Origin of the sequence: Halorussus halophilus (genome assembly GCF_008831545.1) — an archaeon.
In the GTDB taxonomy this organism is placed as follows: Archaea; Halobacteriota; Halobacteria; order Halobacteriales; family Haladaptataceae; genus Halorussus; species Halorussus halophilus.
This window is the reverse complement of sequence record NZ_CP044525.1, coordinates 116,665-141,316: the sequence shown is the minus strand read 5'-3', so window position 1 is coordinate 141,316 and position 24,652 is coordinate 116,665. Positions and strand designations below refer to the sequence as shown.

22 protein-coding genes and 1 pseudogene are annotated in these 24,652 nt (G+C 58.2%); 10 read left to right on the top strand and 13 right to left on the bottom strand.

The features are described 5' to 3' along the window. From F7R90_RS21345 to F7R90_RS21320, 6 genes are all read left to right on the top strand, one after another. Positions 1 to 957, top strand: coding sequence for an ABC transporter permease (locus F7R90_RS21345; protein ID WP_158059594.1), 957 nt, complete (start codon positions 1 to 3; stop codon positions 955 to 957). After that, a complete protein-coding gene (locus F7R90_RS21340) occupies positions 954 to 1,838 on the top strand; it encodes an ABC transporter permease (RefSeq protein ID WP_225741374.1) in 885 nt (294 codons plus the stop codon). Before F7R90_RS21345 ends, F7R90_RS21340 begins: the two co-directional genes overlap by 4 nt. Beyond that, on the top strand, positions 1,838 to 3,919 hold the full coding sequence (locus tag F7R90_RS21335; RefSeq protein ID WP_158059593.1) for a dipeptide ABC transporter ATP-binding protein: 2,082 nt from the start codon (positions 1,838 to 1,840) through the stop codon (positions 3,917 to 3,919). Before F7R90_RS21340 ends, F7R90_RS21335 begins: the two co-directional genes overlap by 1 nt. A gap of 153 nt (positions 3,920 to 4,072) precedes the next feature. Next, on the top strand, positions 4,073 to 5,521 hold the full coding sequence (locus F7R90_RS21330; protein WP_158059592.1) for an aldehyde dehydrogenase family protein: 1,449 nt from the start codon (positions 4,073 to 4,075) through the stop codon (positions 5,519 to 5,521). A gap of 153 nt (positions 5,522 to 5,674) precedes the next feature. Further along, positions 5,675 to 6,106: a nuclear transport factor 2 family protein gene (locus tag F7R90_RS21325; protein WP_192498511.1), complete on the top strand. Its 432-nt coding sequence runs from the start codon at positions 5,675 to 5,677 to the stop codon at positions 6,104 to 6,106. Then, positions 6,103 to 7,230 (top strand): zinc-binding dehydrogenase, encoded by a 1,128-nt coding sequence (locus tag F7R90_RS21320; protein WP_158059590.1) that lies wholly within the window; start codon positions 6,103 to 6,105, stop codon positions 7,228 to 7,230. The genes F7R90_RS21325 and F7R90_RS21320 overlap by 4 nt, the downstream gene beginning before the upstream one ends. 70 nt (positions 7,231 to 7,300) lie before the next feature. Here F7R90_RS21320 and F7R90_RS21315 read toward each other — a convergent pair whose 3' ends face one another. From F7R90_RS21315 to F7R90_RS21305, 3 genes are all read right to left on the bottom strand, one after another. Further along, positions 7,301 to 7,714, bottom strand: a complete 414-nt coding sequence (locus tag F7R90_RS21315) for an EamA family transporter (protein WP_158059589.1) — start codon at positions 7,712 to 7,714, stop codon at positions 7,301 to 7,303. A 97-nt stretch (positions 7,715 to 7,811) separates the two neighbouring features. Further along, positions 7,812 to 8,990 carry a mandelate racemase/muconate lactonizing enzyme family protein gene (locus F7R90_RS21310; RefSeq protein ID WP_158059588.1) on the bottom strand — a complete coding sequence of 393 codons (1,179 nt, stop codon included), beginning with the start codon at positions 8,988 to 8,990 and terminating at the stop codon, positions 7,812 to 7,814. A 112-nt stretch (positions 8,991 to 9,102) separates the two neighbouring features. Further along, positions 9,103 to 10,227 carry a mandelate racemase/muconate lactonizing enzyme family protein gene (locus F7R90_RS21305; RefSeq protein ID WP_225741373.1) on the bottom strand — a complete coding sequence of 375 codons (1,125 nt, stop codon included), beginning with the start codon at positions 10,225 to 10,227 and terminating at the stop codon, positions 9,103 to 9,105. A gap of 240 nt (positions 10,228 to 10,467) precedes the next feature. Here F7R90_RS21305 and F7R90_RS21300 point away from each other — a divergent pair, with 240 nt between their 5' ends. Further along, on the top strand, positions 10,468 to 10,914 hold the full coding sequence (locus tag F7R90_RS21300; RefSeq protein ID WP_158059586.1) for a universal stress protein: 447 nt from the start codon (positions 10,468 to 10,470) through the stop codon (positions 10,912 to 10,914). A gap of 11 nt (positions 10,915 to 10,925) precedes the next feature. Here the strand turns inward: F7R90_RS21300 and F7R90_RS21295 are convergent, their stop codons facing one another. Further along, positions 10,926 to 11,630 (bottom strand): helix-turn-helix domain-containing protein, encoded by a 705-nt coding sequence (locus tag F7R90_RS21295; protein WP_158059585.1) that lies wholly within the window; start codon positions 11,628 to 11,630, stop codon positions 10,926 to 10,928. A gap of 368 nt (positions 11,631 to 11,998) precedes the next feature. Between F7R90_RS21295 and aldA the strand changes: the two genes are divergently transcribed. Beyond that, complete coding sequence (gene aldA / locus F7R90_RS21290; protein WP_192498510.1) at positions 11,999 to 13,441, top strand: aldehyde dehydrogenase; 1,443 nt, start codon at positions 11,999 to 12,001, stop codon at positions 13,439 to 13,441. Between the two features lie 21 nt (positions 13,442 to 13,462). Here the strand turns inward: aldA and F7R90_RS21285 are convergent, their stop codons facing one another. The 3 genes and pseudogenes from F7R90_RS21285 to F7R90_RS22935 form a co-directional block, all read right to left on the bottom strand. After that, positions 13,463 to 14,131 (bottom strand): hypothetical protein, encoded by a 669-nt coding sequence (locus F7R90_RS21285; RefSeq protein WP_158059583.1) that lies wholly within the window; start codon positions 14,129 to 14,131, stop codon positions 13,463 to 13,465. 225 nt (positions 14,132 to 14,356) lie between these two features. Further along, positions 14,357 to 14,905: a transcriptional regulator FilR1 domain-containing protein gene (locus tag F7R90_RS21280; protein WP_158059582.1), complete on the bottom strand. Its 549-nt coding sequence runs from the start codon at positions 14,903 to 14,905 to the stop codon at positions 14,357 to 14,359. A 48-nt stretch (positions 14,906 to 14,953) separates the two neighbouring features. After that, positions 14,954 to 15,016 (bottom strand): annotated as a pseudogene (locus F7R90_RS22935) (hypothetical protein); the annotation flags it as partial. Between the two features lie 245 nt (positions 15,017 to 15,261). Here F7R90_RS22935 and F7R90_RS21275 point away from each other — a divergent pair. Beyond that, complete coding sequence (locus tag F7R90_RS21275; RefSeq protein WP_049918776.1) at positions 15,262 to 16,113, top strand: IS5 family transposase; 852 nt, start codon at positions 15,262 to 15,264, stop codon at positions 16,111 to 16,113. 101 nt (positions 16,114 to 16,214) lie between these two features. Here the strand turns inward: F7R90_RS21275 and F7R90_RS21270 are convergent, their stop codons facing one another. Next, a complete protein-coding gene (locus F7R90_RS21270) occupies positions 16,215 to 17,015 on the bottom strand; it encodes a potassium channel family protein (RefSeq protein WP_225741372.1) in 801 nt (266 codons plus the stop codon). A 421-nt stretch (positions 17,016 to 17,436) separates the two neighbouring features. Here F7R90_RS21270 and F7R90_RS21265 point away from each other — a divergent pair, with 421 nt between their 5' ends. After that, a complete protein-coding gene (locus tag F7R90_RS21265) occupies positions 17,437 to 18,420 on the top strand; it encodes a formate/nitrite transporter family protein (RefSeq protein WP_158059580.1) in 984 nt (327 codons plus the stop codon). 225 nt (positions 18,421 to 18,645) lie between these two features. Here the strand turns inward: F7R90_RS21265 and F7R90_RS21260 are convergent, their stop codons facing one another. The 5 genes from F7R90_RS21260 to F7R90_RS21240 all read right to left on the bottom strand — a co-directional run bounded on the left by F7R90_RS21260 (position 18,646) and on the right by F7R90_RS21240 (position 24,548). Then, positions 18,646 to 20,748 (bottom strand): type B DNA-directed DNA polymerase, encoded by a 2,103-nt coding sequence (locus tag F7R90_RS21260; RefSeq protein ID WP_158059579.1) that lies wholly within the window; start codon positions 20,746 to 20,748, stop codon positions 18,646 to 18,648. 7 nt (positions 20,749 to 20,755) lie between these two features. Continuing rightward, entirely contained in the window at positions 20,756 to 21,040 is a 285-nt protein-coding gene (locus F7R90_RS21255; RefSeq protein ID WP_158059578.1) for a hypothetical protein, read from the bottom strand. Beyond that, positions 21,027 to 21,719 (bottom strand): P-loop NTPase family protein, encoded by a 693-nt coding sequence (locus F7R90_RS21250; RefSeq protein ID WP_158059577.1) that lies wholly within the window; start codon positions 21,717 to 21,719, stop codon positions 21,027 to 21,029. Before F7R90_RS21250 ends, F7R90_RS21255 begins: the two co-directional genes overlap by 14 nt. A 105-nt stretch (positions 21,720 to 21,824) precedes the next feature. Continuing rightward, on the bottom strand, positions 21,825 to 22,853 hold the full coding sequence (locus F7R90_RS21245; RefSeq protein ID WP_158059576.1) for a Cdc6/Cdc18 family protein: 1,029 nt from the start codon (positions 22,851 to 22,853) through the stop codon (positions 21,825 to 21,827). Positions 22,854 to 23,270: 417 nt separating this feature from the next. Next, positions 23,271 to 24,548 carry a Cdc6/Cdc18 family protein gene (locus F7R90_RS21240; protein ID WP_158059575.1) on the bottom strand — a complete coding sequence of 426 codons (1,278 nt, stop codon included), beginning with the start codon at positions 24,546 to 24,548 and terminating at the stop codon, positions 23,271 to 23,273. Between the last annotated feature and the right edge of the window lie 104 nt (positions 24,549 to 24,652).

Here is a 24,652-nt window from a genome sequence, read left to right as displayed (position 1 = left end):
ATGAATTATCTGTATCTCGCGAAACGACTCGTCATCGCGGTGTTCTCCATCTGGGTCGTCGCTACAGTCGTGTTCGCCGTAACGACCCTGCTCCCCGGGAGCGCCGCGAACATCGTCCTCGGAACCGAAGCGACTGATCAAGCGATAGCACAGGTCGAAAGCGAACTCGGTCTTGACCGACCGCTGTCCGTCCAATACATCGATTTCGTCGGCGGCGTCTTTACGGGAGACTTCGGGAACAGCCTCATCTCCGGACAGTCAGTGTCGAGCATGATCTGGCCGCGATTGATGCGCACACTCCAGCTCGCAGTGGTCGCGATGGTCATCTCGGTCGTGACAGCCATTCCGCTGGGCATACTCGTCGCAGCGAAGCGCGACACGGTCATCGACCACCTCGTGACGAGCGGGTCGTACGTCGGCCTGAGCATGCCGTCGTTCGTCAGCGCGACGCTCCTGTTGTTGTTCCTAACGACGCCACCCTTCGACTTCTTCCCAAAGGGCGGATACGTCCCGCCCAGCGAAGGGCTCGTCCCATGGCTGCACCATCTGCTGTTGCCAGCGTTGGCGATGAACACCGTCATCCTCGCGTACGTACTCCGCCAGACCCGGTCGTCGATGGTCGAGACGCTCGAATCAGACTTTATCCGCACAGCACGACTCAAAGGGGTCGGAGAGTCGAGCGTGCTCTTCAAGCACGCGCTCCGCAACGGGTTGCTTCCGACGATAACGGTGCTCGCGCTCAACTTCGGGTGGATGATGGGCAGCGTCGTCATCATCGAAGAGATTTTCGCCTTCCCAGGGCTTGGCGAACTCATCGTGCAGGCAATCGAAAATAGGGACCTGCCGTTGATTCAGGCTGGGATTCTCATCCCGACGACCGCCTTCATCATGGCGAATTTCGCGGCGGACGTCCTCTACACGTATCTCGATCCGCGGATCAGTTTGGGTGATCAATGATGGCTACGAACGACGCGACAGAGAACCAGTCAAATGGTATCGAACTCCCCCCGATAGTCGGACAGCTTTTGAGCAACCGCCGGATACTGATTGGCCTCGCCATCCTCTGTCCGATCATCGCAATGGCGATATTCGGTGACGTGATCGCACCGTACGACCCGACTGTGCCACACGTCACCGACCGATACGCTGGCCCGGGTGGGAAGTTCATCCTGGGGACCGACCATCTCGGTCGAGACTTGCTCTCACGGGTTATACTCGGGAGTCGGACGAGTCTCCTGCTCGGCTTCGGTTCCACCGCGCTCGCGCTGTCGCTTGGAGTTCCCATCGGTCTATTGGCGGGCTACGCCAAGGGCCGCACCGACGAGCTACTGATGCGGACGATGGACATCATGATTAGCGTGCCGACGTTGTTGCTCGGCTTGCTCATCCTCGTCGTGTTACCGTCGAGCATCTTCAACATCTTGCTCGCAATCGGCGTCGTCTACGCGCCCCGAATCGCACGCGTGACGCGGTCGGCGACACTGTCGGTGAGCGAAGAGCCGTACGTGATGGCGGCGCAGGCACGCGGCGAATCTCGACTACACATCCTCTTCCGCGAGATACTCCCGAACGTCACCGGGCCGGTCGTGGTCGAAGGGTCGGTTCGAGTTGGCTACGCTATCATGATCGGCACGGCGCTGTCGTTCCTCGGACTCGGTGCCGGACCACCGAATCCGGACTGGGGATACATGATTGCGACTGCGAGAGAACACATCTACGAGACGCCGTGGTTCCTGATTTGGCCGAGCATCGCGCTCATGCTGACGGTCATGTCGACGAATTTGATCGGCGATGGACTACGTGACGTCCTCGATCCACGAGAGACGGGTGACCACTAATGAACGTGCAAGAACGCGAAGACCGGCGTATCGACCAAGAGACATTGCTGAACGTCGATTCTCTCGATGTGAAGTTCGGCCTCTCGGACGGCTACATTCACGCACTCCGAGACGTTTCACTGAGCGTCAAGAAAGGAGAAACCGTCGGTATCGCGGGCGAGAGCGGAAGCGGGAAGAGTACACTCGCGCTCGCTATCGTCCGGTATCTGGATTCGAATGGCTGGGTCGACGACGGATCGATCACGTTCGACGGGCAGGACTTACTCAACGCGTCGAAGAAGGAACTTCGGTCTATCCGGGGCAAGCGCATCGCGCACGTCGCCCAGAATCCAGCGCGCTCGTTGAACCCCAGCATGCGCATTGGGAAGCAAATTCGGGAGACTATCGAACTCCATCAAGACACCTCAAGTTCGGCGGAGGCTGAAGAACGTGTCTACGAAGTACTCGACCAAGTGAACCTGCCGGACCCCGAGTCGATGGCTGAACGCTATCCGCACGAACTCTCAGGTGGCCAGCAACAGCGAGCACTGCTCGCTATCGGTCTTTCATGTAATCCCGAACTCTTGATACTCGACGAGCCGACGACAGGCCTCGACGTGACGACCCAAGCGAAGTTCCTCGACCTCGTCGAGGAACTGAAAGCCGAGTACGACGCGGGTATCCTCCTCATTACACACAACCTCGGTGTCATCTCCGAAATCGCAGACCGGGTGAACATACTCTACGCGGGCGAAATGCTGGAACGAGGACCCGTCGACGACGTATTCGAACAGCCCGCGAACCCATACACGCAGGCTCTGCTCGCATCGACGCCGGAGTTCTCGAGTGATAAGGACATCAAGCCGATTCCAGGCAATATTCCGGCGTTAGACTACATTCCGAACGGCTGTATATTCGCCAGCCGCTGCGAGTTCGCCACCGAAGACTGCAAACGGGACGACATCGAGATGGAGACGGTATCAGCCGACGACGATCACGAAACGCGGTGTCGGCGGTGGGAGACCGCAGTCGAGGATCCGATTACTGTCGGTACGAAGAGTGACCGTACTGCTGAAGCGGGCGATGAGATTCTGCACGTGAACGACCTCAAGAAGTTTTACGATCCAGGAACGTTCGTCAAGAACCTCCTCGGCGACCACAATCCAGTACGCGCCGTCGATGGCGTCTCGTTGACTGTTCGAGAGTCAGAAGCGGTCGGTCTCGTGGGAGAGAGTGGCTGTGGGAAGAGTACGTTAGGTCGAACGCTGTTGAAGCTCCACGACGTTACCGAAGGTGCAATCGAGTACGAAGGGACCGATCTTGACGCGCTGTCGAAAGCGGAACTGAAGGAGTTCCGTTCCGAGTGCCAGATAATCTTCCAAGACCCCGAACGAAGTCTGAATCCGAACCGCACGGTCGAAGAGAGTATCGAGCGCCCGCTAAAACTGTTCACGGACGCACCCGAGGCAGACCGAAAGGAGCAGGTTACGGAGTTGTTGGAGCAAGTAAATCTGAACAGTGACGTCCGCTTCAAGTTTCCCCACGAACTCTCGGGTGGCCAACAGCAACGTGTTGCTATCGCCCGTGCGTTCGCGGCGAATCCCTCGCTCATCGTCCTCGACGAACCTGTATCGTCGCTCGACGTGAGCGTGCAGGCGAGTATCCTGAACTTGCTCGAGGACCTTCGAGAGGAGTACGGAACCTCCTACCTGTTTATCAGCCACGACTTGAGCGTCATCGAGACGATCTGTGACAAAGTGGCTGTGATGTATCTCGGGAAAATCATCGAGGAGGGTTCGACCAACGAAATCTTCGAACCGCCGTATCACCCCTACACGCGTGCACTGCTCTCCTCGATTCCGACGCTCGACCCGGACAGTGAGTCAACCCGAATCCGCCTCGAAGGCGACGTGCCGAACGCCCGGGAACCCCCGAACGGCTGTTCGTTCCACACCCGCTGTCCACAGAAGATCGGTGGCGTCTGTGAGTCGGACGAGCCATCGCTCGAAGCCGTGGACGGGTCGAGCGACAGTTCTCACTGTATCAGTTGTCATCTCGATTCTTCGGAGATGTCAGACCCGCTCGACACTGACGTCGAGTAGTTCCATAGCGGCTTTTGGGAATTCTTCACTGACGATGGCGCGATAGCCACATCTCATCGTGCGCGAATGACGAATCGGGACTCGACGCTCCCTTTAAACCGTTACCCATGTTCACCGTAATTTGAATGAAACCAGTACGGCATGTGTGAACTGATGGCCACCCCAGCAGACCGTCAGACGTACGACCTACTCGTCGACGGCGAACTACTCGAAGCACAGAGCGGCGAGCGATTCGAGACGCGGGACCCGGCGACCGCCGAACCGTTCGCCGACGTAGCGCGTGGAGACGAACCAGACGTCGATGCCGCCGTCGAATCAGCGGAGGCTGCCTTCGAGGAGTGGTCTTCGACGGACCCCCAAGAACGCGGCCGAATTCTCAACCGAATTGCCGGGAAGATACGCCAAGAGCAGGACCGACTTGCCGAACTCGAAACCCGAGATAATGGGAAGCCCCTCTGGCACGCCCAGAACGACGTCGAGACGTGTGCGCGGTACTTCGAGTACTACGCCGGATTCGCCGACAAGATTCACGGCGACAGCATTCCGCTGACCGACGAATACGCCGATTACACTATTCGGGAGCCGCTCGGCGTGACGGCCCAGATCATCCCGTGGAACCTTCCGACGAATATCTTCGGACGGAGTGTCGCCCCGGCACTGGCCGCTGGAAACGTGGCGGTCGTCAAGCCTGCTGAACAGACGCCGGTGACTGCCGTCGAGGTTGGAAAGCTAGCCCTCGACGCTGGCCTCCCCGCAGGCGTGTTGAACGTCGTCCCCGGATACGGTCACGAGGCGGGGGCAGCTCTCTCTTCGCATCCATCTGTCGATGGTGTGAGCTTCACGGGGTCGGTGCCAACCGGTATCGAGGTCGGGAAGTCCGCACTTGAAAATGTCACCAACGTCCACCTCGAACTCGGGGGAAAGAGTCCGAATCTCGTCTTCCCGGACGCCGACCTCGACGCCGCTGTCGAGAGTACGAAGACATCGATTTTCGCGAACGCTGGCCAAGTCTGCTCGGCCGGGTCGCGACTACTCGTCCACGAGGATGTCCACGACGAGTTCCTCGACAGACTCGTCCAGCGTGTCCACGAGATTACCGTCGATGCCGGTCTCGAAGACCCCGAGATGGGGCCGCTCGTCTCCGAAGAGCAGTTCGAGAAGGTAACGAAGTATCTCGACCTCGGCCGTGAGGAAGTCGGTGAACCGGTCGTCGGTGGCGAGACGCTCGACCGAGACGGCTACTTCGTCGAACCGACTATCTTCGACGGCGTCGAAACTGATATGCGAATCGCACAGGAGGAAATCTTCGGGCCGGTGCTCTCGGTCATCGAATTCGAAGACGAACAGGAAGCGTTCGAACTCGCGAACGACGTCGAGTACGGTCTGGTCGCGGGTATTCACACGAACGACGTTGGCCGCGCGCATCGATTCGCACGTGACGTCGACGCGGGCCAGATTTACATCAACGAGTGGTTCGCCGGTGGCGAGGAGACGCCGTTCGGCGGGTTCAAAAAGAGCGGGTTCGGCCGCGAGAAAGGTCTCGACGCCATCGACGCCTACACGCAGACGAAGAACGTCTGTGCCTACATCGGCCGCGAGTAGCGACCGCCGATTCGTTCCTTACGGCCATCGACTCGTTCTGGTCGATGAGTTCTTTGCCGGCGCTTTTTCCGAATGGAGGTTCTTCCACCATTATAAATGGAAAACCATGTTCACCTCAAGTTGTATGAGAATAGTTGCCTAGGAGCCAAGTGTATGAGCGTACAGAAAGCGAAACGTTACTTCGAGTTGATGGACAGCGCAGACGCCGGAACGGACGAAGTCATGGAACTGTACGGAGACGACCCCGTCGTCCATTCCTCCCGCGCTGGTGTCGTGAGCGGCCGAGAGAACATCCGCCAGTTCTACAACGACAACAGCGAGTTCTTCACCGGCGGCGAACACCATATGACTCACTTCCACGAAGCAGGGGGCACAGTGGTGTGTGAAGGCTACCTCGACGGCGAGACACGAGTCGGTCGCTCAGCAGATGGGGTCCCGCTCTGTGACGTGATGGAGTTCGACGAAGACGACAACATCGTCGCCTTCCGAGCGTATCTCGACTATCGCGGCTACGTCGACGATGTCCCCGAAGACGTGCCGAACGTCCAGGCGCAAGCAGAAGCGGACGGAGTCAGCGACGCATGAGCCAGCACGACCAACCGACCGACGACGCCGAAACCGGCCACCTCGTCTACATCGACGGGCCAGAAAGCGTCGAGTTCCGCGAGTACGAGGTCCCCTCCCCAGAGCCGAACGCTGTCGTGACCGAAGTCGAGCAGACGAACGTCTGTGGGTCGGAACTCCACGTCTGGCGAGGCGACCACCCGTTAATGGACTGCGTCCTCGGTCACGAAGCCATCTGTCGGATCAGCGAGCTCGGGGAGAAAGTGGAAACCGATAGTGCCGGGCAACCGGTCGAAGAGGGCGACCTCATCGCCCCCGTCTATTTCCAGACGTGCCAGCACTGTGAATTCTGCCGACGCGGTGAGTTCTATCGCTGTGCGAACGACTACGAGTACGCCGGCGAGTCCCCCGACGTCTGGCCGCACTTTCACGCACCGTGGGGCACCCACTACTACGTCCACTCGACACAGAACTTCTACAAACTCCCCGAGGAACTAGAAGAGACGCCCGGAGTTGCTGCAGCCGCGAACTGCGCGCTCTCGCAGGTCATGTTCGGCCTGAACGAGACGGGTATCGAGTACGGCGACACTGTCGTCGTACAGGGAGCGGGCGGCCTTGGGTTGAACGCGACGGCGTACGCGAACGAACGCGGTGCAGAGACAATCGTCATCGAAGGCGTCGACACGCGTCTCGAACGCGCCGAGGAGTTCGGTGCCGACCACACTATCGACTTCCGGGAATACGACACGGTCGAAGCTCGTGCCGAACGTGTCCGCGAACTCACGGACGGGAGCGGTGCCGACGTTGCTGTCGAAGTCGCTGGAGTTCCGGAGGCGTTCGACGAAGGTATCGAACTCCTTCGAACCGGCGGACGCTATCTCGAGATGGGGAACGTCAGACCCGGCCACGACATCGACTTCGACCCCGGGAAACTCGTTCGGAAGTCCATCGACGTGACGACGGCGGTCGAGTACGACCCGTGGGTCCTGTACGACGCCTTGGAGTTCCTCGCGAACACCAAGGACAAGTATCCGTACGAGAACTTGCTCGACGCCGAGTATCCGCTTCGAGACGTCGAGACGGCACTCGAAGAATCTGAGAATCGTGAGGTGACTCGGGCGACGCTCGTTCCGCAAGGGAACTAACTCAGCGGAGCTTTCGACTGCTGTCTCATACTTTTCCGAGAATAACCGAGGCACGATTCTCGAAGTGACGTTATTTCGCTAGTAGTGTCACGGCTATTCCAGCGAACACCAATCCAGCGACCTTGCTCGCGTCGAGTGGTTCTCCGAGGGCGACGACTCCGTAGACTGCAGAAACGACAAAGTAGAGGCCGCTCAGTGCCGGAACGATGGATAGACCGCCGCCATCGAGACCACGATAGAATGCGAGCGTGCCGAGACTCATCATCAGTCCTGACCCGGCGCTCAGGAGGATGGCTGGCGTCGAGAACCCAGTTTGAGAGAGTTCGCCGAAACGAAGCGCACCTATCGTGAGGAGACCGACGAAGTACGTGAATACGACCACTCTTCCCGTTGAGGAGTACGATACGGCGTGGGATGCAAGGATACTCCAGGCTCCCCAGAAGAACATTGCGAGTAGTCCGTACACTAATTGGGAGGCGGCCATACAGACACAAATACAGTTCAGTTTATAAGCCGTGTAGTACAGGAGAATTTCGCGATGAAGTTCGTCCACGAAAGGAGTCGAATTGAAGAACCCGCCGCTACGGTTTCTCGTGGTGTTGATAGTGGTGGCGGTCACCCGGTGCGGGGAGCTGGTTGTGAGCGTGTTCTTTCAGGACGGACTCGTCGACTTCGATTCCGAGCCCGGGGCCGGTCGGTGGCCGGACGTAGCCGTCCTTCCACTCGATTGGTTCTTCGAGTATCTCTGCCTGGAATCCACCCCATTGTTCGATACCCTCTTGCAGGAGGAAGTTCGGACTGCACGCGCCGAGCTGGAGGTTCGCCGCGCCAGCGACCGGGCCACAGTACATCCACGGCGCGATTTGTGCGTACTGACTCTCGCACATGCCCGCGATCTTCTTCGATTCGAGGATGCCGTTCATCCCGACGTTTGGTTGGATGATTTGGGCGGCGTCCGCCTGTAGGACGTTTTCGACTTGGTGTTTGGTCAGTAGGCGTTCGCCCGTCGCTATCGGGATGTTCGTCGCGTCGGCGACTTTCGCCATTTCGTTCACGTTCTCCGGCGGGACTGGCTCTTCGAACCACAGCGGGTCGTACTTCTCGATTCGTTCGGCGAATCGGATTGCCGTCTGGGTGTACATCTGACCGTGGGTACCGACCAAGATGTCACACCGGTCACCGACTGCCTCACGGACTGCTCCGACGACGGACGCGGCGTACTCTAAGTCTTCCAGCGAATAGTCCCGCGGGCCATCCTGTGGGTATAGTGGCTCGAATTTGAGCGCGGTGAATCCCTTCTCGACGTACTCCGCAGCGACTTCGGCGGCTTTCTCCGGCGATTCGGGTGGGTTCCATCCCCAGTGGAGATACGTGTACGACCGAAGTTCGTCGTTGAGTTTCCCGCCGAGAAGTTTGTAGACGGGTTTGCCGACTTGCTTCCCGGCGATGTCCCAACAGGCCATCTCGATTGCACCGACGACTTGCGCGTGGAGCGGGCCGGGCACGTGGAGGAAGTGCGACCCTCGGTAGAGCCGCGCGCGAAGGTCCTCGATTTCGAACGGGTCGGTCCCGATAATGAACTCCTCTTCGAGGTCTTCGATCAACTGTACTAGCGTGTGGGCGCGGTACTCGGTCCAATTACACTCGCCGAACCCGACCGTTCCGTCGTCTGCGGTGAGTTTCACGAAGACCCAGTTCTGGCCGCCTTTGTGCGGTGGCGGAGTCCCTACGACGTAGGTATCCACCTCTGCGATTGCCATGTGAATTGGTACACAACTACGTCAAATAATCGCGGGTGCTCCGGATAGTATTGCCGAGGTCGAACGATGGGCGAGGGACGGTCAAACAGTAGTGGAGCTCCGACGAGGTCGGTCACTCCTTAGACTGGTCGAGTTCGTGGACGAGGTCCCAATCGAGTTCGACGCCGAGTCCGGGACCTGACGGTGGTTCGACCGCACCGTCTTCCGCGACGATGGGGTCGGCCAACAGGAAGTCCCGCGATTCGGGGGTCCATCCCGGCGGTTCGATGGGATACTCACACCAGGTGGCGTTCGTACAGGCGAGCAGATGGAGGTTCGCAGCGAATCCGAGACCATCGTTCCACGTGTGAGGGGCGAACTCTAAGCCGTGGGTCTCCGTCATGCCCGCGACCTTCTTGCCGTTGAGGATACCGGTCGCCAGCACGGCATCCGGTTGGAGCACATCGAGCGACCCCTGTTTGATGAACTCCCGGAAGTGATGCATCCCGTTGTTGAACTCGCCGCCAGCAATTGGCACGTCCGTCTTCTCTCGCAGGCGTGCGAGACCCTCGTAGTCGCGGCGGTCCAACGGTTCTTCGAGCCACCCGATATTCCCGATGTCTTCTAGCTCGCGGGCGACGGCGAGAGCCTCGCTGAACGACCACTTCTCGACGTCCACCATCGGGACACTCCAGCCCATGTTGGCGTCCATCATGAGCGTGAGGTCGGGGAACTCCTCGCGGATGCGGCGGGCGGCCTCCAAATCCGGAGTTGGGTCTTCACCGTGACAGCGGAGTTTCACGGCGTCGAATCCTTCGGCGACGCGGTCACGGACGTAGTCGAGTCGCTCGTCGGCGGGTTGGCGCTCCCCGGTGGAGGCGTACGCTGGAATCGGTTCACCGCTACCGCCGAGGAGTTCGTAGACAGGTTTGCCAGCGTCTTTCCCGATGATGTCCCAGAGTGCAACTTCGAAGTGCCACGGGCGGGGCCCCCAGAGATTGAGGGGGTCCAGTTGTTCGAGTAGGGATTCGACGTTCCGTGGGTCTTCTCCGACGAGGAACATCTCTGCGAGTTCGAGATAGTCCATTCGACCGGCGAATCCGGAGGCAGTGGAGATGCCGGAGATACCCGCATCGGTTTCGAGTTCGAAGAGGAGGACTTCGTGTTCATCTTGCTCGTAGCCGGGTTTCCACGCTGGTTCCCAACTGTCGTCCATCTGGTAGCGGAGATGGTATTGGTTGATGTCTGTGATTTCCATGGAATCCATCGGACCAAGCCGATACTAGCGGTGAGCTAGCGACTCCCAATAATGGTTCACCTGAACATATACGTCGAACAGGGTGGAACCTCGGATGGATTCACAGACGGCACTCAGGTCGGGGGGTATCCGCTCCGTCTCTCGGGGTGTGCTTCCATCCGAGCGCAAGAGTCGTAGATATAAATCTGGGGCTATGTGAGGGGGTGGAATTTTGTCGTGCGCGATGGAAGTGACCGTCGAATGACTGACCGCGTATTAGTTCCGGCGACCTCACATCCGCCGTGGTCCCGCGCAGTCGCCGAAGCTGTGGTCGAATTCGAAGACCGCGAGGGAATGCAACCGATAGTCCTGCACGTCTTCGACGCCGACGAGAAACACGCCTTGCTCGAATCGACGGACAACGAGAATACGTCGTCTATCGACGACCTCGCAGGTTCGAAGGCGAGCGTGGCTGCGGCCACAGAAACCCTCGAAGACGCGGGGTTCGAGGTCGAAATTCGGGGGGTCGAATCCGAGAGTCGAGGCGACGCAATTCTCGAGACCGCACGTGACGAGAATGCCGACCGCATGTATCTCTTCAAACGGAAGCGAAGCCCGGTCGGAAAAGCAGTGCATGGGAGTTCACTACAGCGAGTCCTCTCGAAAGCGACAATTCCCTTGGTGGTGCTACCCACGGAAATAACGTAGGTCGGTCTCTCCTAATTGGCGTCAGCCAGACTGAGGTATTGAGCGACGAATTCGACTGTTTGCTCTTCTGCCTTCCGAAGATGCTGTGAAACAGTCGTCTTCGCGATTCCGACTTCGTCCGCGATCTCTTGGAGCGTCGTCTCACGAGGACGTTTGTAGTATCCCATGTCGATGGCTTTCTGGACGATTTCCCGTTGTCTGACCGAGAACGAGTGCAGGAGGTTCTGCCACTCGGTGATGCTCGGGACGACGTGGCTATGGAAGTCCTGTGAGATTTTGTCCACGCTGACGCTTCCGAATTCCCGGAGCAACTCGACCGCATCTTGGATGCTGTCGCGGTCTTCGACGAGCAGATCGTACACGAGTTGGCCGTTCTCCAGTTCGCCGAACGCGCCGAACGGGAGGTAGCCCTCGTAGAGGAGTATCTGCAGTGGGGTGTACTCCCAGTAGTTCCCGCGAACGAGAAGCGTGACAGTCCGTCTATCTCGAAACTGGATTTCGTTCGACTCGATGACGTCGAGCGTTTCAGTGTATTTGTGTTCTTGGATGGTGTCGATGACGGCGTCGTAATCGCGGTCTGCAACTTCGATTCGGACGATTCCGAGATATCGACGGTCCCGGTACGTCGAGGCGAGGAATTGGCCGGAGACGTCGTACCCCTGTAACTCCGCCGTCCAGTCTCCTTCGTAAGTGACTCTGATTCTAACGTGAAGCATATGTGTATTTCTTGGTTGCGGAGAGACGACAGGCTCTATCGTGTGGGTGATTGCGCTTCGGCACTGCGTCGGCGGCGGTGATACTGAAGGGTATCTCACTAACTACGCAAAGCTATTTCGATTAGCCAACTCCCAGCAGTTCCAGAGAGCGGTGAGCCGCCTCGGGGTTATGTGGTTCGAGACTCCGAAGGTGTCTCGTCATCACGAGAGAGCGTCACTCTCCTGAACGACCCCGAGGTACTCGGCCTGCTCCGCATGTAGAAGTGCGCCAGTTCTCGTTCGGGGGGGCCGTCTGCACAACCTTCCAGAGCAGGGAACTGAACATGAGAGCCCCAACTATTAAGCGTCATGTATCGATATCCGATGGCATGGTAGGTACACCTACAGCCGCTCACTACGTGAACGGAGAGTGGCACGCCGGAGCGGACGACGTCGACGTTCTGAACCCGGCAACTGAGAACGTGATCGCTTCGATACCGAATGGCTCTACGGACCTCGTGGAGGACGCACTGTCCGCCGCAGACGACGCACAAGACGAGTGGGGTGACGTCCCGGGCGTCGAACGAGCGAACGCCCTCCGAGATATCGGTGACCTCATCGACGAACATACTGACGAAATCGCGGACCTCTTAGTCGCCGAACAGGGGAAACCGACGTCCACGGCACAGGGAGAAGTCGCCGCCACCGTTGACCTCGCACAGTACGTCGCTGGGTGGGGCCGACGCATCGAGGGCGATATCGTTCCGAGTGACAATCGCGACGAACAGATTCACCTCCAGCGCCATCCCGTCGGCGTTGTAGCGGCTATCATCCCGTGGAACTACCCTATCGGCGTTCTGCTACGGAAGATTCTCCCGGCACTCATCGCGGGCAACGCAGTCGTCGTCAAACCAAGTTCCACGACGCCGCTCGCCACGATTCGCGTCTTCGAACTCATCGACGAAGAACTGGACCTCCCCGATGGCCTCCTCAATCTCGTGCTCGGAGGGGGAGCCGTCGGTGACGCGATGGTTTCGTCGCCCCAGACGGATTTGGTGACCATGACCGGATCGACTCGCGTCGGCAAGAAAATCATGGAGGCCGCCGCCCAGAACCTCACGCCAGTCTCGCTCGAACTCGGTGGGAAAGCTCCTGCTATCGTCGCCCCGGACGCGGATTTAGACGCGGCAGTCGAGGACATCCTCACCGCGCGCATCACGAACGCTGGCCAAGTGTGTACCTGTTCAGAACGCGTGTACGTCCACGAAGACGTGGCGGCAGAGTTCACGGACAAGTACGTCGCTGCCACGGACGCAATCGAACTCGGGGACCCCACGTCGGACCCCGACATGGGACCCCAAGTCAGCGAGAGCGAACTCGAATGGACCGAACAATCGGTCGAGAAAGCTGTCGAGGCTGGTGCCGATGTTCTCACTGGAGGCTCACGCGCCGGCGGCGACGGGTTCGACCGTGGCTTCTGGTATCCACCCACGGTTCTCGGTGAGGTCGAACCGACGATGGATATCGTCGAAGAGGAAGTCTTCGGTCCGGTGACGCCAATCGTCACCGTCGAATCCGTCGAGGAGGCCGTCGAACTCGCAAACGACTCCCGGTACGCGCTCTCCTCGTACGTCTATACGGAGGACTACCAGACTGCGATGAAAACGGCCGACGAACTCGAATACGGCGAGACATACATCAACCGGACATTAGGCGAAGCGTGGCAGGGCCACCACATCGGCTGGAAGGAGTCCGGCGTCGGTGGAGACGACGGCAAGCACGGCGTCCTCAAGTACACGAAAATCAAGAGCGTCTACCACGATTACAGCTAGCTCACTACGCTCACCACCGGGTTACACCGTATTCGAGCGGGATGCGGTGTCACGAATCCGTTCCCGCGTTCGCTGGAACTCGCCGGGATTCTTGATCCGCATGTGAGCCTCTCCGAACACGAAGCACGGGTGCGTCGGGAGTGGTACGTCTCCGATGGTCGGATTTTCCCGCAGTTGGGTAGGACTACCTAATGACTGACCTTCCAACGTAGCGTCCGAGTCTGGGATAGCGTATTCCTCCTCGGGCATGATGACGGTGTCGTGGCCGCTCGCAGTCCTGAAGGAGAATCGGACGTCCCCGATATCGAAGACCTGTTTCGCCAGCAGCTCGCGTGTCCGAACGAACAGGCTGGGTTTCCATGTCCAGAGTGGTAGGGACGCGTGCACCGCGTTCAGTCGCTCTAGCAGGGGTGGTGCCGACACTGACAGCGTCCAGACTAGCTGTGGGTCGTCCATCTCGACACGAAGTTCGTTCGGGCCAGTCCACGTGACATCGATGTTCGCCAGAGCAGCTTCTTCCGTGGCTGGTCCCCAGTAGCGTGGACAGGTCGTATCGAGAGACGGGCCGTCGCTGTATATCGACCACTCCCCTCCGGGCGGTCGGTGCCAGACTGAGACGTACGGCCCGAAGGAACTCTGGGGCCACACTCGCAGTGCCAGCAGATGGCCTGTCGAGAACGGCAACACCATCACGGCGTACCCGCGAACGAACTCGTGGTCAGACCAGGGAGAGTCGCCGGCCTGCGGAGTGATTGCGCTTGCTTTCGCTGCGAGAGATGACCGTCTAGTCCGTCGAGTCTGTTCCGCGCTCGCTTGGGATAGTCGATTCTTGGCTGTCATGGTACACTCGGAACGTGGTCTGGTGGCAAGGTATAGATTCGCGCTGAGAGTTTCACTCGGTGTGCACGATTCTCATCACGTGAACAGAGACGAGTCGAGACGGTCGCCTTCGCGGCGGTAGTCGTCGATGGTCGATTCAGCCCACGAACAGACCGCTTCGTCGTCGGTTTCGATTACTGCGAGTGGTGCTCCTTCACCGCCGGACAGGCAGAGCAACACGACGTCGTCAACGATGAAGACAGTGGACTCGATGTCACCATGGTAGAGGAATATCTCGGTGTTCTCGGTTTGGAACATTTCCTGTGCCCGTTCGACCAGCTGTTGGTTCGATTCGAAGTTCTCGAACGCGCTCGCATCGAGCACGCCTTCGAGTTCGAGCGTCCCATCGATGCTCTCCCGCCAGCAATCCTTCATGATAGTCGGCAGTACCGAGTAGGTGATGAGTCGGACTCGGTCAGCGGATTGGATTCGGGTCGAGATATGGGCGGTCGGGGCGAGCGCGTCGCTCTTTGTCGCGCGAACGATTTTCGCTCCCGCGAGATGACCGAGGTCGAAATCGAACCCCTCTTCTGGAAACCACTGTGCAACTTCGTTGAGGGCGGGGACGGGGTCGAAGCGCTCCAAGAGGTTCGTGATTTCTCGCGCGACGTAGGTTCCGAGTTGGGTCGCCCGATAGTCTCGGTCTTCTTCGGTGACCCAGCCGCGTTCTTCGAAGTCGTCGAGGGTTCGGCCCAGCGTTGCGCGTGATACGCCGGTCGTGTCCTCTAATTCGTAGCGTCCAATCGGGCCCTAGGATATCGTGTCGAGTACGTTGACGCGGTTGGGTGAGCGGGCGAGGAATTCGAGTTCCGAGAGTGGTGCTCCAAGTAGTTCGTCAGACGCCATGCTACTCGGTAGCAATTCGAGAGGGTTCGATATAGATTTTTAGGGCTCTGTTGAAATCCTCGGGGAGTTACAAATTCGACCGGTAGTCTGACCGGATGGAAGCCCTCCCAAAGTCGCGGTTGCTCCAGTTCGTGGAACAAGCATACCACTTGGCTCGTCGAGCTGTCGCTCGCTACTCGTCGAAGTTCTCGAAACGGCGGTACACGCTCCATCAACACATCGTCTTGCTATGTCTCAAGGTGCGGAAGAATACGACGTACCGGACGCTTCTTGACGAACTCATCGAGATGCCTCGGATTCGGAGCGCCCTCAATCTTGAGGGACTCCCGACACCATCAACGCTATGTAAAGCGTTCAACCGGCTTGATATGGCGGTTTGGCGCGTTCTGCTCAACCTCTCGGTCACACTCCTCCCGACCAACGGTGTCGTCGGAATCGACGCCTCCGGTTTTGACCGGAGTCACGCCTCAAAGCACTACACGAAACGAACGAAGCTGACGATTCAGCAGTTGAAAGTTACCCTTCTCGTGGATACGAGGTCGAACGCGATTCTCGACGTACACGTGACGACGACCAGAAAACACGACTCGAAGATCGCGCCGTCACTCATCATGCGAAATATCGAGGAAGTCGATATTCTCCTTGGCGACAAGGGATACGACGACCAGAAGATTCGCGCGTTGGCCCGTGAGACTGGTGTTCGACCGCTCATCAAGCACCGCGAGTTTTCGTCGCTCCACAAGGCATGGAACGCTCGGCTGGATACTAATCTCTACGGTCAGCGCAGTCAGAACGAGACCGTAAATTCTCGCCTCAAACGGAAATATGGCGCATTCGTCCGCTCACGAGACTGGTGGAAGCAGTTCCGCGAACTCGTCATCAAGTGCATTGTTCACAATCTGGAGCGAAACCTCGCTATTTCAAATGAGGAGAGCGACTGTCCGTGATTCCGAGAGGAAGGGACTGCTGAATACAGAGGGTGAGTTCAGCATGGCGAGTCCGTTCATTTCACCACACTCTACTGAACCATCCGCTAGAAAGGGAGTGCTTATTTTTCAATGAGTTGTTCTTGCTCTTCGAGGGTTCCTTCGTGGTCTTCGACAGCATCTTCTCGGGCCTCTGTCTCTCCACTGAGGCGGCCTGACAGTTCTTTGAGACGGTCTCGTTTCCCATAGAGGACGAGTGTGTCTCCGGGTTTCGTCTCCACATCTGGTTGCGGCGCACCGATGTATGAGTCCTCCCGGCGGATGCCGAGTATCGACACCCCCTCGCTCGGTAAATCCAGTTCAGTAATCGTCTTCTCAGCCAGCCAATCCCCCGCCTCGACATCCACCTCCGCCACACGATACTCGTGTTGCAACCCGAGCAATTGGACATAATCCGTGACCTCCAACTCTGTTGTCTTACTAAGCGCCCACTCAATAAGTGGTGTGACGAGGCGGTTGAACCATCGGCTTCGTGCGAACAGGACGATTACACCGACACCACCGAGAATGTACAGTAAGCTCAACAGGTTATCGCCACTAGTACGCGTGAACGAAAGCACAAGCGACGAAATCGCACCGATGATTCCAATGCTGCCGAGCCGAATGAGCGCCTTCACGGTCTTTCGGCGGCCAGCCGTGGTGACAGCCTGTTCAGCTTCTTCGGTCGTATATCCCGCTCCAGAGAATGCTGACGTGGCTTGAAAGGAGGCCACATCTGGTGAGAGGCCCGTCATCTCCAGCGCAATTGAACCAATACGCACAATCAACAATGAGAGCGCGAAGATGACCAGTAGTGACAGTATTGGATACGTGGCAACCATACTTCGATGTGAGTTCCCGTATTTGTAAACGTCAGCACTCACACGAACTACACGCTCTGTTCTGAGCAATCCGACTCGCACATACTGGATGCTGTGCCAGTGACCGATTCGCGCCCTCTATTCAGCATGATCGCAGAGACCTCACCGAACACTGTCAAGAGTCGCGTGCTGAGTATAGAGGATGTAGTCAACGGAATGTCAGCTTCAGAGGAATAGTCACCAGTTAGTTGGCCCTGACTCACATGCACGGGATAACGGAACGCCATACGTCCGAACGCCGGTAGCCGTCTCCCGCTTGCCGCTGATAAATTTATAATGCTACATATTGTCACCCATATTCGGGGAGAGACATTATGGTACCACCATTTCATCTTAGTCTGGGATCGCGGATTATTCAGGTCCGACGAGCGGACCCGACTCCGAATACAGTCGAACCACAGCAGCTGCTGTCTGGAGGGTATTCATGAGCGACGAATCCGAGGACTCGCCACCAGTCGTCCGATCCCAGGACCGGGCTGCTTCCGGCGTCCCGGCAGCGGGCTGGGCACTCGGCGATCGCTTCTCATGGAATGAAATCCATCAACGGCTGCTCGCGTCCGCCGACGAGGAAATCGCCAGCACGCTCTCGGAACTGTTTTTCAGCGGTTTCACCGCCGGCTTCGCGATCGTCTTGACGTTCATCGGCTACACGGTCGGGACCGCGACGTTCCCAAACAATAGATTCCTCGCCGCAGTGCTGTATCCGATCGGGTTCATGTACATCATTCTCGGACGGTACGAACTGTACACCGAGACCACTCTCCCACCGGTCAAGCTGGTGCTGACCCGGTTGGCCAGTCTCCCCTTGCTGTTACGCATGTGGAGCGTTGTCCTGCTGGCGAATGTCATCGGTGCCGCGTTCGGCGCGTTCATCCTCGCAAACACGCACGTACTTGCGCCGGCAGAGATGGAGGTCGGAGCCGAATTCCTCCAGCACGGCCTCGAACTGGGCTGGTGGGACCTGTTCTTCAAGGCCCTGTTCGCGGGGTGGCTTGTTGCTGGCGTGGTGTGGCTCCATACGGCTGCGCGAGACACGATCTCGCGTGTCGTAATCACCTATCTCGTCTTCTACACGATTCCCGTCCTCGGCCTGTACCACGTCGTGAGTTCGGGCGCTGAAGCACTCTTCGTCGTGTTTCTCAAGACGCCGAGTCCGGGGGTACTCACCCTGATTTATGAGTTCTGGCTTCCGGTCCTGCTTGGCAACACGACTGGTGGCGTCGTATTGGTCGCGCTCGCGAGCTACGCGCAAGCCGTGAGACGCCGGTATCCGGAGATTCGGGTTCTGTCGAGCCGGGAGATGCTGTTCAGTTTGAAAGGCGGTCGCCCGTTCGAAACGCCGAGACCGGGCATCCAGTTACCGGAAAACGGTGGTGGACCCGAGGAGGAATCCGACACAACTAGGTGACGTTGTACTATAGACAACCTGCAACTCTCCATTTTGTGGGATGGTGCTGAATATGCGCGCTGTATTCAGCACTCCCGCTGAAACCTGTCGCTGATTGAGGATTTCAACAAGGCCATTTTTAGTTAAAAGTCTAAGGTTCGTTCGTTGTCAAGTAGCCTGCACGAGGCATCCGCAGTATTACTGCCTGACAACACTGCCCAGTAATACTTCGTAGTAATACTATACCTAAAAGCTCCGCAAACTTCCATCCGTTCGATCCGCCAAATACTCTCGAATGTGCTCCTCGCGCCATCCAAGAGGTGACAGGACGCTCTCGGCAGCCCGAATCAACTCCCCAGCGTAGAATTCCGCGTCGTACGTCTCTGCTTCGTCCACCAACGCCACGCGCTCACGGGACTGCTTCGAGTCGTCGACGACCACGAACTCGACTGACTGCCCTGGATGTAAGTCTCGGCCGCCATCTGAAGCGCGTTCCAACGCTGCGACCGTCCGCGTCGATTGCTGGTACTCCTCCACGCGCTTCGAAGTGCGCGTCGTAACCGCCAACGCTTCCGGAGCAACCCTACCGCTTCGAAGTCGTTCGAGCGCGCGCTGAAGCCGCTCACAGACCGCCTCGGGTGAGCGGTGCTCGTCGAACACGCGAATCAACTCTTGCTGGACCTCGGCCACGTAAGACGAGGTACTTCGCTGGCGACACTCCACGCCGCGATACTTGAACTCGTCCTCCTCACCTGCAATCGATCCGAAGTACTTCGTTAGGGCTCCGGCCTCGGAATTCCGCATCGGCACGAATGCCACCCAGTCGTACTCGGCTTCGTACTCCAACCGGATTCTCACGTCGTCAGTAATCTCCGAGGCCAACTCGTTCAAAGACCGCTGGTCCTCGCCCTCGCGTGGCGTCACCCAGATACTATCGACGATTCCGTGAACGACACGCCACCCACCGCGCTCGAGCGCCTGCTTCGCGTCCAACAGTATTTCACGAGCGAAGGCGTTGATTGCCTCGTGGCATTCGATGCGGCCGAACTTCGCGTTCGAGAAGCCCTGATACCCGAAACACGACACCAAAATCCACTTGATTGCATCCGACCGTCCCTCCAACTCCCGTAATCGCTCGTCATCCTCGCTCGCTCGAATCTCTGCTTTAATCTCGTCGCGGTCATCGATGAGCGGCTGCAACACGTCCGGCAAATACCCACGCTCGTCACAGAGACTGTACCCGATTCCAGGGACGTCCTCACGCTCACTGTGGCACTCACATCGTATCTTCTCCGGCGAGACGTTCCGCGTGCAGATGATGTTCGGATACAGCGACGAGAAGTCGAGTTCGTGAACCGCCTCGTGAACACCCACGTCCGGCGCGAAGGTGAATCCGCCACGGTCGCCCTCATGCAGTTGCCGCATCGTCTTGAACTTCTCCGGGCGCCACGCCTGCCACGGTACCAAGACGTTCCGCGAGAGGGCCTCGCGAATTTGGATTGCCGTGAGGACGTTCCCGATGGACGCCCACGCGAGTTCCTGCAGTGATTTCCCTGACCGTTCGATGAGATAGAGACAGCCCGCAAGATTCGATTTCTGGTAGAGGAAGGTGTTCGAGCGGTCGATAATCGCGCGCCCCGGCACGTTGTACCGGGCGGCAGAATGCCCAACCCGGCCGTAGCTCGTGTACGTCGAGGATCCAGCGAGCTGTTGGAAGCCGGGCCGTCGTCCGAGTTGCAGGTCGTACCCGTAGCGGTCGGCGAGTGAGTGCAACTCCGCAAGAATCTGTGCCGAATCGACCACCAGCACGTCCGGATCTTCGCGCTCGATTCGCTCGTCGATAGTCGGCAGTGCCACGTCGGGCGACCGACCGACTGATTCACCGCCGACAGTCAACGGCGCGATTTCCGATTCGCTGAACTCGTGGGCGTGGCCTTCGATAGAGAGCGTCGATAGCTCCTGATCGGGCAGTGGCGAACAATCGGTTTCGAGACAATACCGGAACTCCCGCGAGAAATCTACGTTATAACAGCGGTACTCGCCGGGGTCACCCCACTCGTGCGTCCAGCGGGCCATCCGAGACACTTCATCGATATCGGTCACGTCGACACGAAGCACCTCCTCGGTGTCGTGTCGGAAGCCTGGCCGCCACGCTTCGAACTGCGTTCGAGCGACCGTCGGGAACTGCTCAAGCACACTCTGTGCGTCCGCAAGCGATTCAGTGGATCCTTCGCCGACACCAACGTAGAACGTTGGCGTGTAGTCCAGCACGCGCTCGGGGACTGCCCCAGACTCGGAGAGCGACCACGCTACGACTTCACCGTCGAAGAAATCGATTTTGTAGGGCATCGACCGACTATGCAGATCCGGTTCGGTCGTCGCTCTCTTCTGCTCGCTCGCCTTCGAGTTCGGCTTCGAGGTCTTCGATGCGTTTCTCTTGGGCGAGTGCAATCGAGAATAGGACGACGGTCATCGGATTCTGGTAGTTCAGATACCCTCCGGCATCGGCGTACTGTCGTGCATCCTCGAACAGGCGGTCGAACCGCTGCTGGTCGGGTCGTCGAAGCGCCCGCCGGTAGTCCTCCCAGTCGTTGTGGACGGTGCGAAGCACGTCGCGGAACGTCGGATTAGTACGCCCCATTCACCGACACCTCCTGTGGCGTCTCGGCCGTGTCGTACGCTGGCTGTCTTGCTTCCAGTACGCGTTTCCAGAAGGCAATCGTCGTCTGCACGACACCGTTGCCCATCGGATAGACGAGCGTCTCGAACTCCGAGCCACTGAATCGTGGGCCGAACTTCGTTTGCTCGACTGTAATCGTTTCCTCGGCGGCCGCCACGAGCGGTTCCGAGAACGAATCCCTTGTCGAGCGCGTCACTAAGACGGGAATGTCGTAGCGGTCTGCGAGGCCCGCGACTGTCGCCACTCCCCGCAGTAGTAACTCTTCGCCTTCGTCGGCGTACGTCTCGGCGTCTCGATACAACTGATCGATGTCCGGACACACTACTAGTGACGTATCCTCGTCGACCTGGCGGGGGAGTCGTCGAAGCAGTGTGTAGTGCTGATTCGGCGTGAACCCGCGAGCTACCTGGATTCGGTCGAGTGTTCGCATACTCGGTGCGAGCGAAGCAAGCGACTGTGTGACTGCATGCCCGCCCGCGTCCACCCAGCACGCGTTCCCATCATTTAGCAAGAGATGGTCTAAGACGAGCGAGTGGAGCGGACCAGTCACCCGGTCGTCGCTCTCCATTTCCAACAGATGTACTCCCGATTGTAGTTCCGGTAGCTCCGGTTCGCCTGAAGTCTGTCTACTCTCTCCCATATATACGGCTTGTCCGACTATCGGGTTAAGCGTCGGCGCGCGGCTTCCAGAACTTCCGGAAACGTACTTGTACTCTACGAACCGACAGTTAACGGGCTGAAACAGTTACTCTCCGATGTTTCCAAATGTTTCCGAAACGGAGCGGTACGTTCGATCCCGGCTCGTCCCCGCAGCCTCGATTACGTCGTACTGGTCCATCTTCGAGAGATAATTCCGGACCGTTCGGTCAGTCTTCGGATTCTCCATCTCCTCGCGGTACTCCCCGTACAACTCGCTCGGTGAGATTTCCTCGTATTCCTCGATAATTTCATAGAGCGTCTGCTGATGCGGCGTCAACGTCTCAACGTCCTTCTCGTGGCGCTTCGCGCGCGCTTCTGGCATCGCCGACTCCAGAATATCGTCCGTAATCTCGGCCTCGTAATTCTGGTGTGCATGTCGCGCCGCCGTCCGAAGAATACTCAATGCAACTCGTGCATCACCCGCCGCAGCGTCGGCAATCATCGCTAGTTGGTCGTGGTCGATGACGTCTTCTTCGAGACCAGATTTGACTCGGGCGTCCATGATGGAGACGAGTTCGTCTGGAGTATAGCGGTCGAAGCGAACGCGCTCGCAGCCAGTCAGCCGACTGGTGAGCCGTTCGTCAGCGTTCGAGAACAACTCCTTTTCGCGGTTGGCGATGAGGAGCATCGAGAACTGCGGTAGTTCGTGTAGGTGGTAGAGGAGGCTCTTGTCGTCGAGTTGGTCGGCTTCGTCGAGGATCACGACACACGGCGGGCCATCGTATCGGCGAAGGCGTTCGAACAGTTCGTCGCGAGGCGTCGATTGACGATGAATGTCGACTGTTTTGCCGAGGCCTTCGAGGATTCGGTAGAGGGTGCGGAACTCAGAGAAGTTCTGCCAGCAATTCACGTATTGGTATTCAACGTCGAGCACCTCCTGCCGGAGTTGTTCGGCAGTGTATTTCGCTAAGCAGGTTTTGCCGACGCCAGATGGGCCGAGGAGGAGTGTGGTGTCGGCGGGGTTGCCGTCTGTGAGTGGGGCGAGGATTTCGGTGAGGTGGGTGACTTCTGCGTCTCGATGCTCGACTTCTCGGGGGACGAAACCTGCGCGGAGGACGCGAGCATCGGTGATCATACTATCCAGTATCAGGTTACTGGGACTTAAACACGAAGGCCTCGTTTCCGGAACTTCCAGAACCATTCTCACACCAAGGAATGCCGTTAAGGGACAAACTGATGTTCTTTCAGTCTGAGGACGATTGGTTTCATCGGTGTGCATCTAGTGCTTACAGACGTGATTCCGGGCTGTTGTGGAAGTTCGAGTTACTAACCAACATCCGGGGTGTGGTATAGGGTGTGTTGGTTAGTGTATCGTATCTTTGTTGGCGAGATAGTTCGGAGACAGTAGGTCCCAATAAGGATGGCGAGGAATTGCCGGAAGTCTATGATATTGGGGATTGAGCAAGTGTCTCCACTGGTTGGTTACAGTCTGGACGAGGGGTGGTTGGTCGAACCATCCGAACCAACAGCAAGAACAATCAGACCGGTGTTGTTAGGCGAGTTCCTCGAGACGACTGTCCCGAAGCACGGACTTCAACACAATCTCTGTGTCCTGAACCAACCGATGCTCCAAGTAACTGCCTTGCCCGCGCCCGCCACCAGTACGAGTCGATTCGACAACACCGAGGAACGCCTGTTCTTTCAACAACTCGTAGATCCGATGCTCGCTCAAGGTGTTCGCATCGAGTTGCTCTGCGATGGTTTGATAGCGTTCGTAGATGCGGCTCGTCGAGAATGCTTCCGCACCAGAATTCTCCTTGGTCAACAAAGCGAGAGAACACAACACGAATTTCACTTGGGTCGTCGAGCCGCGCAATAGTTCTTCGAAGCGGTCGATTTCAGCCCATTCTTGTGCGTCTCGGACGTGTTCTTCGGTGACTGTCTCGACGCTCTCGCGCTCAGCTAATTCGCCGGCGTGCCGGAGGATTTCGATTGCTTTGCGGGCGTCACCATGTTCTTGTGCCGCGACGGCTGCTGTGAGTGGGATGACGTCTGTCGAGAGGACGTCGTCGTGGAAGGCGTCGCGTCGGTGGTCCATGATGTCTCGGAGTTGGTTGGCGTCGTAGGGTTGGAAGACGAATTCTTCTTCCCGGAGACTGGATTTGACGCGTTCGTTGAGGCGGTCGCGGTATTCGATCTTGTTACTGACTGCGATAATGCCGAGGTGGCAGTCCGCCTTCCCCGCCTCGCGTGCTCGCGAGAGTTGCATGAGGATGTCGTCGTCATCTAAGCGGTCGACTTCGTCGAGGATGATGATGACTGAGTCGTAGGCTGCATCAAGGATTTCCCAGAGGTAGTCGTAGTATTCGCCACTGCCGATGCCGGATCGTGGGATGTTTAGTCCGGTTAGGTCGGGCTCGTTGAGGGCTCGGGTGACGGTTCGGGCGACTCGTGTTTGGGTGTTGTGTTGGGCGCAGTCGACGTAGACGGTGGCTGCGGCGACGTCGTTGGATTCGGCGGCGCGGCGTGCGCGTTCGGTGACGTGGCGGGCGACGAGGGATTTGCCGGTTCCCGTCTTGCCGTAGATCATGACGTTGTTTGGTGGGTCGCCACGGACGATTGGTTGAAGTTCGGCGGCGACGGCTTCGATTTCGTCGTCGCGGCCGACGATGCGGGCGCTTTCGGGGACGTGGCCGACTTTGAGGAGTTCTTTTCTGACGAAGATGTTTGCTCGGTCTTGGTCGTCGTCGTCGAAGTTGAATAGTGGGTCCTCAGACGGGTCGTCGAAGCGGTCGTTGTAGTCTGAGAGTTCGGACGATTCCTCGGTCATCGTTGTCCCATAGCGCGTGACCCCATCCCTTAATTGTTCGCATACCTCGACAAGAGTGTAAATCGGGGAGTGGTTCTACTGAGGCGCGGGTTGAGTTGAGTATC